Source organism: Nocardioides conyzicola (genome assembly GCF_039543825.1).
Lineage (GTDB): Bacteria > Actinomycetota > Actinomycetes > Propionibacteriales > Nocardioidaceae > Nocardioides > Nocardioides conyzicola.
In genome coordinates, this window is record NZ_BAABKM010000002.1 from 2,777,162 (window position 1) to 2,792,692 (window position 15,531).

Below are 15,531 nucleotides of genomic sequence, written 5' to 3' on the forward strand. Positions count from 1 at the left end.
CGCCGTGAGCAACGACGCCGACGGGCCCGACGTACCCCCCGAGCCCGAGACCTCTCGGCGACGACTGCCGATCATCGCCCGCCGGCAGCGGTCGGACGCCGAGGCCGAGGAGCGCGAGGTGCGTCTCGCGGCGCGGCTCGCGCACCAGTTCGCGCACCTGCGCGACGAGCGCCAGGCCCAGCTGAACATGCCGGCCGTCGTGGTCGGCGCGGCGCCGGTCAGCCGGCAGGTGCCCTGGGGGGTCGACCTCGCCGCGGCATGGGCGTGGCGCTTCCTGGTCATCGTGGCAGCGGGTGCGGTCGTCTTCCTGACGATCGGCTTCCTGTCCGTGGTCGTGCTCCCGGTCGTGATCGCGCTGCTGATCACCGCCCTGGTCGTCCCGATCGTGGACCTCCTGGTGCGGATCGGTGTGCCCCGCGGCATCGCGGCGCTCGGTGTGGTGATCGCGGGCATCGCCCTGGTCGGGCTGCTGCTCACCCTGGCCGGCCAGCAGATCGCCACCGGTGCCACCGACCTGGCCGACCAGACGGTCGCCGGGCTCGACGAGATCAAGGACTGGCTCAAGGACGGGCCGCTGCACGCCAGCGACTCACAGATCAACGACTACATCGACCGGGCCCAGGACGCCATCACCAAGCAGTCCGAGGGTGGGGAGGTCGTCGGCCGGATCACCGAGGTCAGCACCGCGGTCGGGCACGTGTTCGCCGGCTTCTTCATCGTGCTCTTCTCGACGTACTTCTTCCTCGCCGACGGCGAGAAGATCTGGGCGTGGATCGTCCGGCTCTCGCCGCGCGCCGCCCGCGGCCACGTGGACAGCTCGGGCCGGGTCGCCTGGATCTCGCTGACGCAGTTCGTCCGGGCGACCGTGATCGTCGCGCTGACCGACGCCATCGGGATCGCGGTCGGCGCCGCGATCCTCGGGGTGCCCTTCGTGCTGGCGATCGGCGTGCTGGTCTTCCTCGGCGCCTTCGTGCCGCTGGTCGGTGCCACCGTCGCCGGGACCGTCGCCGTCCTGGTGGCCCTGGTCGCCAACGGCCCGATCACCGCGCTCCTCATGCTGGCCGTCATCATCGGCGTCCAGCAGCTCGAGGCCCACGTGCTCCAGCCGTTCCTGATGGGCCGCTGGGTGTCGGTGCACCCGCTGGCCGTCATCCTGGCGATCGCGGCCGGCGTCCTGATCGCGGGCGTGGCCGGCGCGCTGGTCGCCGTACCGATCGCCGCCGCCGTCAACGCCGTCGTCCAGCACCTCGCCGCGTACACCTCACCCGGTGACGATCCGGTCGAGGAGCTCGAGGAGGACTACGAGGAGACCAGGGAGACCGTCGACATCGGGGACGGGCCCGATGAGTGACGTGCCGACCGTCGGCCTGAGCGACATCGAGGCAGCCCGTCAGGTGCTCGCCGGAGTGGCCATCGAGACGCCGATGGAGGAGTCGCGCTGGCTCTCCGCACTGGCCGGCGGGCCGGTGTCGCTCAAGTGTGAGAACCTCCAGCGCACGGGGTCGTTCAAGGCCCGCGGCGCCTACGTCCGGATCGCCCGGCTCTCCGCCGAGGAGCGCGCGCACGGCGTGGTCGCGGCGTCCGCCGGCAACCACGCGCAGGGCGTCGCGCTCGCCGCGCAGCTGCTCGGCATCCGGTCCACCGTCTTCATGCCCGAGGGGGCGCCGATCCCGAAGGAGAAGGCCACCCGCGCGTACGGCGCCGACGTGGTCTTCCACGGCCGCTACCTCGAGGACGCGCTGGTCGAGGCGCACGCGTTCGCCCAGCGCACCGGAGCGGTGCTGATCCACCCCTTCGACCACGTCGACATCGTCGCCGGCCAGGGCACCGCCGGGCTGGAGATCCTCGAGCAGTGCCCCGAGGTCGAGACCGTCCTGGTGCCGACCGGCGGTGGGGGACTGCTCGCCGGGATCGCGATCGCGGTCAAGGCGCTGCGTCCGGGCGTGCGGGTCATCGGCGTCCAGGCCGAGGGCGCGGCGGCGTACCCCGGCTCGCTGGAGCACGGCGCCCCCGTGGCGCTGCCGTCGATGAGCACGATGGCCGACGGCATCGCGGTCGGTCGTCCGGGCGACATCACCTTCGCCGCCGTACGCGACCACGTCGACGAGATCATCACCGTCTCGGAGGACGCGCTCGCGCGCGCCGTGCTGGCGACGCTCGAGCGGGCCAAGATGGTCGTCGAGCCGGCCGGAGCGGCCGCGGTCGCGGCGCTGCTGGAGCACCCCACGGCCTTCCGTACCCCGGCCGTCGCCGTGCTCTCGGGCGGCAACATCGACCCGCTGCTGCTCGGCAAGGTGATCCGGCACGGCATGGCCGCCGCGGGTCGCTACCTCAACCTGCGCGTCTGCATCCCCGACGTACCCGGTGGTCTCGCGCAGCTGCTCACCGAGATCAGCGCGGTCGGCGGCAACGTGCTCGAGGTCGTCCACGAGCGGATCTCACCCACGCTGCACGTCGACGAGGTCGAGGTGCACCTCCAGCTGGAGACCCGCGGCGCGCCGCACGCCGAGCAGGTGCTCGCCCGCCTGCACGAGCACGGCTACCGGGTGATGAGGTAGCTATCCGGTGTAGGGGACCGCGTCCACGATGACGACCTTGAGCTCCTTGCCGTTGGGCGCCTCGTAGCTGACGGTGTCGCCCTTGGAGGACCCGAGGATCGCCGAGCCGAGCGGCGACTGCGGCGAGTAGACCTTGAGGCCGCCGCCGGCGGCGTCCTCCATCTCGCGGGCGCCGAGCAGGAACGTCTCGACCTCGTCATCGGAGTCACCGACGAACTTGTAGGTGACCTTCATGCCGGGCTCGACGACGCCGTCGTCGGCCGGGGTCTCGCCGACCTCCGCGCGGTTGAGCATGTCCTCGAGCTGCCGGATCCGGCCCTCGAGCTTGCCCTGCTCCTCGCGGGCGGCGTGGTAGCCACCGTTCTCCTTGAGGTCGCCCTCGTCGCGGGCGGCGCTGATGCGGGCGATGATCTCCTGGCGGACGGGACCCTTGAGGTCCTCGAGCTCCTGGGTGAGCTTGTCGAAGGCGTCCTGGGTGAGCCAGACCTTGCCCTGCGCTGCTGCCTGTGTCATCGCGTAACTCCTGCTTGCTTCGAGGTACGACGGAAACGACCGTCGTATCGTCGGTGGGTGCCCCGCGCTGGATGCCGGTAAACGACACGGTGCCCGATCGGAAGATGGGCGATCGCGCCGGGCCGTCCACGACGGCCCTGCGGGGAGCGTCAGACCGAGGAGTCTAACAACGGACGCCCCCAAACGCCGATGTTCAGCGCGGGTGGCTCTGCCCGGGGGCGGTGCAGCCGAGCAGCTCGACCGACGTGGCGAGGCGCTCGGTGCGCACGTCCAGGTCGCTCTGGCCGTCCCTGGGGACGAACACCCTCTCGCCCACGACGGTGTGGTCCTCGGCGAACGCCCGGAGCGTGCAGCTCGCGACGACCCCGTCGTCGGCCAGCCGCACCTCGACCGTCGCCGTCGCCTGGTGCTGGTCGACGATCTTGTAGCCGACGATGTCGGAGCGCACCTGCGGGGTCGACTGGTCCCAGATCGTCCAGCCCAGCCAGCCCAGGAACGCCGCCGCGACGACGACGCTGCCGGCGATCAGCACCCGGCGCCGCCACGGCGCGGGCGCGCCGTACCGGTCGGCGAGGTCGGTCGGCTGGGTCACCGCGAAATCCTCCCACCTAGGATGACCGGGTGACGCAGCACCCCTCCCGCGCCGGCCTCCGGCTCATGCATGTCCATGCCCACCCCGACGACGAGTCGAGCAAGGGTGCGGCGAGCACCGCGATGTACGTCGCCCAAGGTGTCGACGTGCACGTCGCGACCTGCACCGGCGGCGAGCGCGGCTCGATCCTCAACCCCAAGATGGACCGGCCCGACATCCTCGAGAACATCACCGAGATCCGGCGCCAGGAGATGGAGCGGGCCCGCGACATCCTCGGCATCCGCCAGGACTGGCTGGGCTTCATCGACTCCGGCTGGCCCGAGGGTGACCCCAAGCCGCCGCTCCCGGAGGGCTGCTTCGCGCTGGTCCCGCTCGAGGAGGCCGTGGCGCCGCTGGTGCGGCTGATCCGCGAGTTCCGTCCGCACGTCCTGACGACGTACGACGAGCGCGGCGGCTACCCGCACCCCGACCACATCAAGTGCCACGAGATCAGCGTCGAGGCGTTCCGGGCGGCGGCCGACCCGGACCGCTACCCCGAGCTGGGGGAGCCGTGGCAGGTGCTCAAGCTCTACTACCACCACTCCTTCAACAAGGCCCGGATCCAGGCGACCCACGACGCGATGATCGCCCACGGGCTGGAGTCGCCGTGGGCGGAGCGGCTCGCCGAGTGGAAGGACGAGCCCGAGTGGGAGGCCCGGGTCACGACCCGGGTGCCGTGCTCCGACTACTTCGGCGTGCGCGACCAGGCGCTCCTGGCGCACGCGACGCAGATCGACCCGGACGGCTTCTGGTTCGCGATCCCGCGCGAGCTCCAGGCCGAGGTCTGGCCGACCGAGGACTTCGAGCTCGTCGAGAGCAAGGTCGCCTCCCAGCTCCCCGAGGACGACCTCTTCGCGGGCATCACCGACCCGCAGTGAGAGACTGAGCGCATGCAGGTGCTGACCGTCCTTCCCCAGGTGCTCTCGTTCGTCGATGACGTCCCGGAGGCCAACGACGTCAAGGCGGGCTGGGTCGCGTTCGCGATCTTCATCGGCCTGATCCTGGCGGTCGCGTTCCTCGGCTGGAGCCTGGTCAAGCAGCTGCGCAAGGTCGACGCGGCCGAGGAGGCCGGGCTCTACGACCCGTCCGACAAGAAGCCGGTCCCGATGCCCGAGCAGACCCCGGACCGCCCCCAGGCCTAGGGTCAGCCGACCTGGCAGGCGGTCAGCCTGCCGGTCGCGACGGCGAGGGTGCGCTTCGCCGCCTTCACCGCCTTGGTCGCGGTGGCGACCTTCTTCTTCGCCTGCGCGATCGCCTTGCGGTTGCCGGCCTTCTTGGCGGCCTTCAGCTTCTTGGTGGCCTTGGTCAGCGCGGCGGTCGCCTTCGTGACAGCCGCTCTCGCCTTCGTCACGCTCGCCTTGTCGGCGGAGCAGCTCGGCGGGGGCGAGACGACGGTGAAGCTCCTGATCGCCGGGACCTGGTCTGCGTTGCCGGCCCGGTCGATGGCGCGCACCACGAAGGTGTGCGCGCCCACCGCCAGGACCTGGGTGGTGTGCGCGGCGCCTGGCCCCGAGCAGGCGGCGTACGCAGCGCCGTCGAGCGAGCACTCGTACGTCGAGCCGGTCTCGGTGGCCGTGAAGGTGAACGTCGGCTGCGTGCTCGGGGTGTCGCCGGTCGGACCGGACGCGATGGTGGTGTCGGGGGCCGCCGTGTCGACCGTGAACACGACCTGGCTCGGAGTGGCACCGACGTTGCCCGCCCGGTCGGTGGCGCGGACCGCGAACGAGTGCGCCCCGTCGGCCAGGGCTGTGGTGGTGTGGGTGGTGCCCGGTCCCGAGCAAGCGGCGTACGCCGCGCCGTCGACGGAGCACTCGTACGTCGAGCCGGTCTCGGTGGACGTGAAGGCGAAGGTCGCCGCGGTGCTGCTCGTGAACGCAGGCGGACCGGACGCGATGCTGGTGCTGGGCGCCGCAGTGTCGACGGTGAAGGCGACCTGGGCCGCCTCGGGGTCGGTGTTGCCTGCCGGGTCGGTGGCGCGCACCGCGAGCGTGTGCATCCCGTCGGCGAGGAGCGGTGCGGTGAACCTGCCGTCCGTCCCCGCGCACGCGACGAACTCCGCGCCGTCCAGCGCACACTCGTACGTCGAGACGCCGTCGCCGGCGGTGAGCCCGAACGTGGGAGTGGAGTCCGGGAGATAGGCCGGGACCGCCTCGATCATGGTCTCTGGCGCCGCGGTATCGACGGTGAGCTGCCTGACCGCGGGCGTGGGGTCCACGTTGCCCGCGGCGTCGATGGCGCGGACCGACACCCCGTGTTCGCCGTCGCTCAGCGTCGGGAGCGTGACCTCGGGCGCGTCGCAGGCGCTGAACTCCGCCTGGTCGACCGAGCACTCGAAGGTCCCGCCCTCGTCCGTCGACGCGATCCCCCACGTGGGTGTCGGGTCGTTGGTCAGACCGTCGGGGCCGGAGGTGATCGACGTGTCGGGGACGTTGGTGTCGACCGTGAACGACCTCGTCGCCGGAGGGTCCTCGACGTGGCCGGCCGTGTCGGTCGCGCGCACGGTGAACGTGTGCGGACCGTCGGCCAGGACCGACGTGGTGTGCCCGTCGGGCTCGGAGCAGACCTCGTAGGGCGCCTCGTCCAACGAGCACGCGAAGGTCACGTCGGCCTCGGTCGAGTTGAAGGCGAAGGTGGGGGTCGAGTCGTTCGTCGGTCCACCGGGTCCGGAGGTGATCGTCGTGTCAGGAAGGGCCGCATCGACGATGAACGACCTGGTCGCCGGCGTCGGATCGGTGTTGGCCATGTCGTCGGTCGCGCGGACCGCGAAGGTGTGTGCACCTTCGTCCAGCGTCACGGATGTATGACTGGCACCCGGACCCGAGCAGGCGCCGTAGGCCGCGCCGTCGAGCGAGCACGCGAAGGTCGAGCCGGCCTCCGTCGAGGCGAAGGCGAAGGTGGGCGTCGGGTCGGTCGTGATCCCGGTCGGCCCCGAGGTGATCGTCGTGTCGGGCGGGGTGGTGTCGGCCGGCTGGTCGTCGAAGCTGTAGGTGTCGATGCCGATGTAGTCGCCGTTGTGCCCGCTGACCCCGGCGTCGCTGACGTAGTAGCGGAACGCGAGGCAGCCGGCCTTGGCGCCACCGGTGATGCCGGACAGCGCGCCCTGGAACTGGGTCCAGACGGTGGGATACACCGCGACCGTGAGCGTCGGGTTGATCGTCAGGAGCAAGGTCGTGAAGTCTCCGACGGAGCTGGCGCCGGCGCCCGGGCTGCAGCCGCCGTTGGTCGACAACCGCACCTCGAGCCGGTCCGGGTAGTTCAGGGTCTCCGGGGCCTTCCGCGTGAAGAACGACCAGGCGTCGCCGTTGCTCAGGGAGGTGTACCTCGGCGTGATCAGCCAGGTGCTGATGGTGGGTTGGGCACCGCTGCCCACGGATTGGTAGTTCATCGCGGCGTACGACGTCGCCGGCCCGTCGTGGGCGGAGAACGCGGTCGTCTCGCCCTGGAGGACGGTCGTGGTTCCGACTGGCGCGCTGTTGTTCTTGACCGTCCAGCCCGTCGGCACGGCGGACTCGAAGCCCTCGGTCGTCACGGCCGCCGACGAGGGGCCGGGGGTGGAGACCAGGAGAGTGGCGGCGAGGGCGCCGACCAGGATCGAGCTGAGGGTCTTCGTCACGTCGTGCTCCAGTCGTCGGTCGAGATGAAGCAACGTGCCGACCACAGGAAACCAGGAGCGGGGCGCGCTGGTGGCTGAAACGGTGAAAGCCCGTCGGTCGGGGGCGATCCGGACCGCCCCTGCCTCGCCCCCGAGTCCTACGATGCCTCCATGGCGGAAGTGGGGGCAGCGCCGGGACCGCGGGGGCGGCCGCCGAGCATGGCGGACGTGGCCGCGCTGGCCGGTGTCTCGCACCAGACGGTCTCGCGCGTCCTCAACGACGCCTCGCTCGTGAAGGAGGCGACCCGGACCCGGGTGCTCGACGCGATCCGCGAGCTCGGCTACCGACGCAACTCCGCCGCCCGCTCGCTCGCCACCAACCGCTCCGGCCGCATCGGCATGATCTCCGCGCACCTGGCCCTGCACGGGCCGACGATGATCAGCGCCGCGGTGCACCACGCGGCGCACCAGCGCGGCTACGAGGTGTCCCTGGCCGGTCTCGAGGAGATCTCCGCGGAGACGCTGCACGAGGCCGTGGACCGGCTGCTCGACCAGGCGGTCGAGGCGATCGTGGTCGCGGTCGCGCACCGCGACGCCCTCGACGCGACCCGGGCCCTCGACCTGCCGATCCCGGTCGTGATCGTCCAGGGCGTCACGCCGGGGGAGCCGCTGGCGGCCGGCATCGACCAGGAGCTCGGCGCCAGCCTGGCGGTCCGGCACCTGCTCGACCTCGGCCACGCCGAGGTGGCCCACGTGACCGGTCCGCTGGACTGGGTCGAGGGCGTGCAGCGACGCGCCGGCTGGCTGCGCGAGCACGAGACGCGCGGCCTCCTGCCGGGGCCGGAGATCGCAGGGGACTGGACGGCCGAGAGCGGCCACCGCGCGGGGGTGGAGATTGCCGCCCGCGACGACGTCACCGCGGTCTTCGCCGCCAACGACGCGATGGCGCTCGGCGTGCTCAAGGCGCTGCACGAGCACGGGCGGGCCGTGCCCGGCGACGTCAGCGTGGTCGGCTTCGACGACGTGCCCGAGGCGGACTTCTACTGGCCCGGCCTGACCACCGTCAACCAGGCGTTCTCGCAGCTCGGGACGAGTGCCGTCGACCTGGTGCTGAGGGCACTGCGCGGCGAGGCCGAGCCGGCCACCGAGCTGCTCCAGCCGAGCCTGGTCGTCCGGTCGTCGTCGGGGGCTCCGACCCGCGCCTGATGTTAACGTTCACATCATGACGCAGGTGCTCCCCGGACGTCCGTACGGCACGCTCCCCGACGGCCGCGACGTGCGGGCGCTGACCATCGGCTCGGCCCCCGGCCCGGTCGTCGAGATCCTCACCCTCGGCGCCGCCGTGCACCGGCTGGAGGTGGCCGGTCGCGACGGCGCACGGCGCAACGTGGTGCTCGGCCACGCGACCGTCGAGGAGCGTCTCGCCAGCACCGACTACGTCGGCGGCACCATCGGCCGCTACGCCAACCGGATCGCCGGCGGGCGCTTCCCGCTCGACGGGCGCGAGGTCGTCGTCGGCGCCCACGACCGCGGCAACAGCCTGCACGGCGGACCCGAGGGCTTCGACCGCCGGCTCTGGGAGGTCGTCGAGCACCGGCCCGACGAGGTGGCGCTCTCGCTGGTCAGCCCGGACGGCGACCAGGGCTTCCCGGGGACCGTCTCGGTGCTCGTCCGCTACCGGGTCGTCGGCGACGTGGTGCGGGTCGAGATGGAGGCGACCACCGACGCGCCGACCGTGCTGAACCTGACCAACCACGCCTACTTCAACCTCGACGGCGAGGGTGCGAGGACGGTCGACGACCACCTGCTGACGGTCGCCGCGGACGCGTTCACGCCGGTCGACAGCACCGGCATCCCGTTCGGAGAGCACGCACCGGTGGCGGGCACGCCGTTCGACCTCCGCGACCCGACGGCGATCGGTTCGGCGGTGCGCGCCGAGCACCCGCAGGTCGTCGAGGCCCGGGGGATCGACCACAACTTCGTGGTCCGGGGGACGGGGCTGCGGGTCCACGCGGTGCTCTCCTCACCGCGGTCCGGGGTCCGGCTCGTGCTGCGGTCGGACCAGCCCGGGCTGCAGGTCTACACCGGCAACAACCTCGACGGCAGCCGCCGCTCGACCCGCGGCGGGCGCTACCGCCAGGGCGACGGCATCGCCCTCGAGCCGCAGCTCTTCCCCGACTCCCCGAACCGACCCGAGTGGCCGTCGGCGCAGGTGGGACCGGGTACGGCGTACCGCGCGACGCTGGAGTGGGACCTCGGTCCGGGGGAGCCGGACGGGGCCTTGGATCGTTCCGATTCCCGGGTCGCGAAGTGAGCGCTCACATTTCCTAGGAACAATCTGGTCACAAGGGTTGACGGCGGCGAATGTTAGCGCTCACACTCGTCGCTCAGTGACACCGGTCACAGGGTGGAGAGCCCGACGATCTGGAGGAATACCAGTGCTGAAGAAGACCCTGATCGCGGCGAGCGCGATCACCCTGAGCGCGTTCGCGCTCACCGCCTGCGGCAGTGACTCCGACGGCGGCGACAAGGCCTCGGACAGCGGCGGCGGCGGCACGATCACGATGGGCTTCGCCCAGGTCGGCGCCGAGAGCGGCTGGCGCACGGCCAACACCAAGTCGATCCAGGACTCGGCCAAGGACGCGGGCATCGAGCTCAAGTTCACCGACGCGCAGGGCAAGCAGGAGAACCAGATCCAGGCGATCCGCTCCTACATCCAGCAGAAGGTCGACGTCATCGCCTTCAGCCCGGTCGTCGAGACCGGCTGGGACGCCGTGCTCAACGAGGCCAAGGCCGCCGGGATCCCGGTCATCCTGACCGACCGCGCGGTCGACTCCAAGGACACGTCGCTCTACAAGACCTTCCTCGGCTCGGACTTCGTCGTCGAGGGCCAGAAGGCCGGCCAGTGGGTCGTGGACAACGCGGCCGACGCCGACACGGACGGCGATGGTGCCATCAACGTCGTCCAGCTCGAGGGCACGACCGGCGCCGCGCCGGCCATCGACCGCGGCGAGGGCTTCGCGGACACCATCAAGGCCGACCCGTCCATCAAGGTGGTCGCCTCGCAGACCGGCGACTTCACCCGCGACGGTGGCAAGCAGGTCATGGAGTCCTTCCTGCAGTCCGGTGACCACATCGACGTCCTGTTCGCGCAGAACGACGACATGGGCCTCGGCGCGATCGAGGCGATCGAGGCCGCCGGCCTGAAGCCCGGCAAGGACATCAAGATCGTCACGGTGGACGCCGTGCACGACGGCATGCAGGCTCTGTCCGACGGCAAGATCAACTTCATCGTGGAGTGCAGCCCGCTCCTCGGACCGCAGCTGATGGACGTCGCCAAGAAGGTGCTCGACGGCGAGGAGGTCGAGCCCCGGATCCTGACCGAGGAGACGACCTTCGACCAGGAGCAGGCGACGGCGGCCCTGCCGGACCGGCAGTACTGATCGCTCGCGCCTGAGCAGCACGACGTACGGCGGCGCCGGGTCCTCCCACGACCTCTGGGTCGGGCCCGGCGTCGCCGCCGTCACCACCACGATCACTCGCGAAGGGAGCGAGATGACCCAGATGGACCACCAGCTCGCGAACGGTCCGTCGGCCCCGTCCGGCGCGCCGCGCCCGGTGGTCGAGATGCGCGACATCTCGATCACCTTCGGCAACGTCCGGGCGCTCGACCAGGTCTCGCTGCGGCTCCTCCCCGGTGAGGTGCACGCGCTGATGGGCGAGAACGGCGCCGGGAAGTCGACGCTGATCAAGGCCCTGACCGGCGTCTACTCGATCGACGAGGGCACCGTCGTGGTCGACGGTGAGCAGCACGAGTTCGGCTCCCCGGCGGCGTCGCAGGCGGCCGGCATCAGCACGGTCTACCAAGAGGTGAACCTGCTCCCCAACCTCACCGTCGCCGAGAACATGTTGCTGGGCCGCGAGCCGCGCCGGTTCGGCGCGATCCAGGTCCGGGCGATGAACCGCCGGGCCCGCGCCACCCTCGAGAGCCTCGGCATCGACATCGACCCGACCTCCGAGCTCGGCCAGCATCCCATCGCCGTCCAGCAGCTCGTCGCGATCGCCCGCGCCGTCGACGTCGAGGCGCGCGTGCTGATCCTCGACGAGCCGACCTCCAGCCTCGACGCCGACGAGGTGGCGAAGCTGTTCGAGGTGATGCGCCGCCTGCGCGAGCAGGGCGTCGCGATCGTCTTCGTGTCCCACTTCCTCGACCAGGTCTACGAGATCGCCGACCGGATGACGATCCTGCGCAACGGCAGGCTGGTCGAGGAGCGGATGGTCGCCGACACCACCCAGCTCGAGCTGGTCAAGCTGATGATCGGCCGCGAGCTCGAGGCGCTCGAGCGGCTCGACCGCAAGGTCAGCGCCCGGACGGCCGACGAGTCGGGCGCCCCGGTGCTCAAGGCGCTCGGGGTGGGCCGGAAGGGCTCGCTCGAGGCGACCGACCTCGACCTGTACGCCGGCGAGGTGATCGGCCTCGCGGGCCTGCTGGGCTCGGGGCGCACCGAGCTCGCCCGCCTGCTCTTCGGCGCCGACACGGCCGACACCGGCGAGGTCGTCATCCACTCAGAGCGCCGTCGGCTGCGCAGCCCCCGGCACGCGATCGACCGCAAGGTCGCCTTCTCCAGCGAGGACCGCAAGGCCGAGGGCATCGTCGGTGACCTCACCGTGGCGGACAACATGCTGCTCGCCCTGCAGGCCTCCCGTGGGTGGCTGCGACCGATCCCGCAGGTGACCCGGACCAAGCTGGTCGAGCAGTACATCGCCGCGCTCGACATCCGGCCGACCGACCCGACCGCGCTGATGCGCAACCTCTCGGGAGGCAACCAGCAGAAGGTGCTGCTGGCCCGGTGGCTGATCACCCAGCCCGAGATCCTGGTCCTCGACGAGCCCACGCGCGGCATCGACATCGGCGCCAAGGCGCAGATCCAGGCCAAGGTGGCCGAGCTGGCCGCCCAGGGCATGGCAGTCGTCTTCATCTCCGCCGAGCTCGAGGAGGTGCTGCGCCTCAGCGACCGGCTGGTCGTGATGCGGGACCGCCGCAAGATCGACGAGCGGCCCAACCAGGACGTCAGCGTCAGCGACGTCCTCGAGATCATCGCGGGCGAGGCCCGCGCCGAGCAGGCGGAGGAACCCCGTGCCTGAGACTCCCACCCTCGCCCAGCGGCTCCTCCGGCAGCCGCTGCTGTGGCCGGTCCTGGCCCTGCTCGCCCTGCTGGTCGTCAACGTGCTCGCGAACCCGTCCTTCCTCGACATCCGGATGCAGGACGGCCACCTCTACGGCAACCTCATCGACATCGTGCGCAACAGCGCGCCGGTCCTGCTGGTCGCCCTGGGCATGACGCTGGTCATCGCCACCCGCGGGATCGACCTCTCCGTCGGCGCGATCGCCGCCATCTCGGCGGCGGTCGCCTGCACCCGGATCGTCGGCGCCGGCGACGAGGGCGCGCTCACCACCGCGGTGATGGCGTGCACCTACGCGGTCGCCGTCTGCATCGTGCTCGGCGCCTGGAACGGCTTCCTGGTCTCGGTGCTCGGCATCCAGCCGATCATCGCCACGCTGGTGCTGATGGTGGCCGGCCGCGGCATCTCGATGGCCATCACCGACGGGCAGATCACCACGGTCCGCAACAGCTGGTTCAGCGACCTGGCGACCGGCTACGCGCTGACCCTGCCGCTGGCCTTCATCATCGCGCTCGGGGTCTTCACCCTGACAGCGGTCCTCACCCGTCGTACGGCGCTCGGCATGCTCATCGAGGCCGTCGGCATCAACCCCGAGGCCAGCCGGCTCGCCGGCGTGCGCTCCCGCACCATCATCTGGACCGTCTACGCGTTCTCCGGGTTCTGCGCCGGCTTCGCCGGCCTGGTCATCGCCGCCAACACCAACTCGGTCAACGCCAACAGCCTGGGCCTGTGGATCGAGCTCGACGCCATCCTGGCCGTCGTCATCGGCGGCACGTCGCTCGCCGGGGGCCGGTTCTCGCTCACGGGAACCCTGGTCGGGGCGCTCTTCATCGCGACCCTGGCGCGCACGATCCCCAACATCGGCATCCCGTCCGAGCTCAACTACCTCTTCAAGGCGGTGGTCGTGATCGCCGTGTGCCTGCTCCAGTCGCCGAAGATGCGCGCGCTGTTCAGGATCCGCCGACCCGCCTCACCCGTCCCCGCTCTCGCGAAGGCAGGCCCGGCATGAGCGCCACCACCGTCCCCGTCGGCTCCGTCTGGGACCGCGTCCGCGGCTACAGCCCGCCGCCGCGCTTCCTGCCGGTGATCGCGACGCTGGCCCTGCTCGTCGGCATGTTCGCGGTCGGCGGCGTCCGCTACGAGGGCTTCTCCGACCCGCAGGTCGTGCTCAGCCTGCTGATCGACAACGCCTTCCTGATCGTGCTCGCGGTCGGCATGACCTTCGTGATCCTCACCGGCGGCATCGACCTGTCGGTCGGGTCGGTGGTGGCGCTGTCCACGATGATCGCCGCCAAGACCCTCCAGCTGGGCTGGCCGCCGTACCTCTCCATGGCGGCGGTGCTCGCCACCGGCACCCTGCTCGGGCTGCTGATGGGCCTGCTCATCCACTACTTCGACATCCAGCCCTTCATCGCCACGCTGGCGGGGCTCTTTCTGGCGCGCGGCCTGACCTTCCTGATCAGCGTCGAGTCGATCCCGATCAGCGACACGACCTTCACCGAGCTGGCGTTCAAGCAGGTCACCTTCGGCGACTACTACCTCCGCTGGACGGCGATCATCGCCCTGCTGACGGTCGTGGTCGCGGCGTACGTCCTCGCCCGGACCCGCTTCGGCCGGACCGTCTACGCCATCGGCGGCAACGAGAGCTCGGCCATGCTGATGGGGCTGCGGGTGGCCTTCACCAAGGTCGGCGTCTACGTGATCAGCGGCTTCTGCGCGGCGCTCGGCGGGCTGCTGTTCTCCTTCTACATCCTGTCCGGCAACAGCCTCCACGCGGTCGGCACCGAGCTCGACGCGATCGCGGCGGTCGTCATCGGCGGCACGCTGCTCACCGGTGGCCGTGGGTACGTCGTCGGCTCGCTGCTCGGCGTCATGGTGCTCGGGATGATCAAGACCCTGATCTCCTTCGACGGCACCCTGAGCTCGTACTGGATCCGGATCATCACCGGCGCGCTGCTGCTCGCGTTCGTCGTCGTGCAGCGCTTCGCCACGCGGCGGCAGTCGTGACCGAGACCGCCCGGCGCCCACCGGCCGACAGGACGCCGGTGATGGCCGATGTCGCCCGCCTCGCCGGGGTCTCGCACCAGACGGTCTCGCGGGTCGTCAACGGCCAGACCAACCTCCGTCCGGAGACCCGCGAGCGGGTGCTGAAGGCGATCCGCCAGCTCGGCTACCGCCCCAACACCGCGGCCCGTGCCCTGGTGACCCGACGCTCGGCGACCATCGGGGTGATCGGCTCGAAGGCGGGCTACTGGGGGCCGAGCACCGTGCACCGGACGATCCAGGCCGCCGGCCGGGAGGCGGGCTACTTCGTCAGCTCGGCCAACCTGCAGAGCCTGACCCGCGAGGAGCTCGCCGACGCGATCAGCCACCTGCGCGACCAGAGCGTCGAGGCGATCGTGCTGATCAGCGCGACCGACGACGCGCTGGACGTCGCGCGGGCGCAGGAGGACCTCGGCATCCCGGTGATCGTGGTCGAGGGCGACGAGGCGAAGACCCGCTGGACGGTCGGCGTCGACCAGGTGGCCGGTGCGGCGCTCGGCACCCAGCACCTCATCGACCTCGGGCACACCGAGATCGTGCACCTCGGCGGGCCGCCGTCCTGGACCGAGGCACGCTCCCGCAAGCGGGGCTGGCAGCAGGCGATGCGGGCCGCGGGTCTGCAGCCCACGCAGCACCTCAAGGGCGACTGGTCGGCGCGCAGCGGCTACGAGGCGGGCCTCGAGATCGCCCGCGACCACGGCGTGCGCGCCGTCTTCTGCGCCAACGACCAGATGGCGCTCGGCCTGCTCCGCGCCCTCAACGAGGCCGGCCGGTCCGTCCCCGACGACGTCAGCGTCGTCGGCTTCGACGACATCCCGGAGGCGGCGTACCTCATCCCGCCGCTGACGACGGTGCGCCAGGACTTCACCGCCGTGGGCCACCGCGCCATCGAGATCATCCAGGCCGCGCTGGCGGGCGAGCCGGCGCCCGAGCGGCTGATCAGCCCCGAGCTCGTCGTGCGCGCCAGCAGCAGCGTGCCCGCCCCCCGACCGAAGAAGAGGAAGTAGGAG

At 71.3% G+C, this 15,531-nt stretch carries 14 protein-coding genes; 11 read left to right on the plus strand and 3 right to left on the minus strand.

All coding sequences use genetic code 11. From position 1 onward, the window contains the following. Positions 1–4: 4 nt before the first annotated feature. On the plus strand, positions 5–1,351 hold the full coding sequence (locus ABEA34_RS16595) for an AI-2E family transporter (protein WP_345522501.1): 1,347 nt from the start codon (positions 5–7) through the stop codon (positions 1,349–1,351). Further along, positions 1,344–2,558 (plus strand): threonine ammonia-lyase, encoded by a 1,215-nt coding sequence (ilvA, locus tag ABEA34_RS16600; RefSeq protein WP_345522502.1) that lies wholly within the window; start codon positions 1,344–1,346, stop codon positions 2,556–2,558. The genes ABEA34_RS16595 and ilvA overlap by 8 nt, the downstream gene beginning before the upstream one ends. Here the strand turns inward: ilvA and greA are convergent, their stop codons facing one another. Further along, positions 2,559–3,071, minus strand: a complete 513-nt coding sequence (greA, locus tag ABEA34_RS16605) for a transcription elongation factor GreA (RefSeq protein WP_345522503.1) — start codon at positions 3,069–3,071, stop codon at positions 2,559–2,561. A 193-nt stretch (positions 3,072–3,264) separates the two neighbouring features. Then, positions 3,265–3,663, minus strand: coding sequence for a DUF4307 domain-containing protein (locus tag ABEA34_RS16610; RefSeq protein WP_345522504.1), 399 nt, complete (start codon positions 3,661–3,663; stop codon positions 3,265–3,267). A gap of 65 nt (positions 3,664–3,728) precedes the next feature. Here ABEA34_RS16610 and mca point away from each other — a divergent pair, with 65 nt between their 5' ends. Together mca and ABEA34_RS16620 are read left to right on the plus strand one after the other, a co-directional pair. Then, positions 3,729–4,580, plus strand: coding sequence for a mycothiol conjugate amidase Mca (gene mca, locus ABEA34_RS16615; RefSeq protein WP_345522807.1), 852 nt, complete (start codon positions 3,729–3,731; stop codon positions 4,578–4,580). A gap of 12 nt (positions 4,581–4,592) precedes the next feature. After that, a complete protein-coding gene (locus tag ABEA34_RS16620; RefSeq protein ID WP_345522505.1) occupies positions 4,593–4,844 on the plus strand; it encodes a hypothetical protein in 252 nt (83 codons plus the stop codon). A 2-nt stretch (positions 4,845–4,846) separates the two neighbouring features. On the opposite strand, the gene ABEA34_RS16625 is transcribed toward ABEA34_RS16620, so the two are convergent. Further along, positions 4,847–7,315, minus strand: a complete 2,469-nt coding sequence (locus ABEA34_RS16625; protein WP_345522506.1) for an Ig-like domain-containing protein — start codon at positions 7,313–7,315, stop codon at positions 4,847–4,849. A gap of 150 nt (positions 7,316–7,465) precedes the next feature. On the opposite strand from ABEA34_RS16625, the gene ABEA34_RS16630 reads away from it, so the two are divergent. The 7 genes from ABEA34_RS16630 to ABEA34_RS16660 all read left to right on the plus strand — a co-directional run bounded on the left by ABEA34_RS16630 (position 7,466) and on the right by ABEA34_RS16660 (position 15,528). Then, entirely contained in the window at positions 7,466–8,500 is a 1,035-nt protein-coding gene (locus ABEA34_RS16630) for a LacI family DNA-binding transcriptional regulator (protein ID WP_345522507.1), read from the plus strand. A gap of 16 nt (positions 8,501–8,516) precedes the next feature. Further along, entirely contained in the window at positions 8,517–9,608 is a 1,092-nt protein-coding gene (locus ABEA34_RS16635) for an aldose epimerase family protein (protein WP_345522509.1), read from the plus strand. Positions 9,609–9,732: 124 nt separating this feature from the next. Next, entirely contained in the window at positions 9,733–10,737 is a 1,005-nt protein-coding gene (locus tag ABEA34_RS16640) for an ABC transporter substrate-binding protein (RefSeq protein WP_345522510.1), read from the plus strand. A gap of 112 nt (positions 10,738–10,849) precedes the next feature. Beyond that, positions 10,850–12,439 carry a sugar ABC transporter ATP-binding protein gene (locus ABEA34_RS16645; protein ID WP_345522511.1) on the plus strand — a complete coding sequence of 530 codons (1,590 nt, stop codon included), beginning with the start codon at positions 10,850–10,852 and terminating at the stop codon, positions 12,437–12,439. Further along, positions 12,432–13,487, plus strand: a complete 1,056-nt coding sequence (locus ABEA34_RS16650) for an ABC transporter permease (RefSeq protein ID WP_345522512.1) — start codon at positions 12,432–12,434, stop codon at positions 13,485–13,487. Before ABEA34_RS16645 ends, ABEA34_RS16650 begins: the two co-directional genes overlap by 8 nt. Then, on the plus strand, positions 13,484–14,485 hold the full coding sequence (gene yjfF / locus ABEA34_RS16655; protein WP_345522513.1) for a galactofuranose ABC transporter, permease protein YjfF: 1,002 nt from the start codon (positions 13,484–13,486) through the stop codon (positions 14,483–14,485). The genes ABEA34_RS16650 and yjfF overlap by 4 nt, the downstream gene beginning before the upstream one ends. Further along, positions 14,482–15,528, plus strand: a complete 1,047-nt coding sequence (locus ABEA34_RS16660; protein WP_345522515.1) for a LacI family DNA-binding transcriptional regulator — start codon at positions 14,482–14,484, stop codon at positions 15,526–15,528. The genes yjfF and ABEA34_RS16660 overlap by 4 nt, the downstream gene beginning before the upstream one ends. Positions 15,529–15,531 lie beyond the last annotated feature (3 nt).

Coding starts and splice junctions, on each gene's coding strand:
- ilvA (WP_345522502.1), top strand. CDS start 1,344: ATGAGTGACGTGCCGACCGTCGGCCTGAGCGACATCGAGGCAGCCCGT.
- greA (WP_345522503.1), bottom strand. CDS start 3,071: ATGACACAGGCAGCAGCGCAGGGCAAGGTCTGGCTCACCCAGGACGCC.
- mca (WP_345522807.1), top strand. CDS start 3,729: ATGCATGTCCATGCCCACCCCGACGACGAGTCGAGCAAGGGTGCGGCG.
- ABEA34_RS16620 (WP_345522505.1), top strand. CDS start 4,593: ATGCAGGTGCTGACCGTCCTTCCCCAGGTGCTCTCGTTCGTCGATGAC.
- ABEA34_RS16630 (WP_345522507.1), top strand. CDS start 7,466: ATGGCGGAAGTGGGGGCAGCGCCGGGACCGCGGGGGCGGCCGCCGAGC.
- ABEA34_RS16635 (WP_345522509.1), top strand. CDS start 8,517: ATGACGCAGGTGCTCCCCGGACGTCCGTACGGCACGCTCCCCGACGGC.
- ABEA34_RS16645 (WP_345522511.1), top strand. CDS start 10,850: ATGACCCAGATGGACCACCAGCTCGCGAACGGTCCGTCGGCCCCGTCC.
- yjfF (WP_345522513.1), top strand. CDS start 13,484: ATGAGCGCCACCACCGTCCCCGTCGGCTCCGTCTGGGACCGCGTCCGC.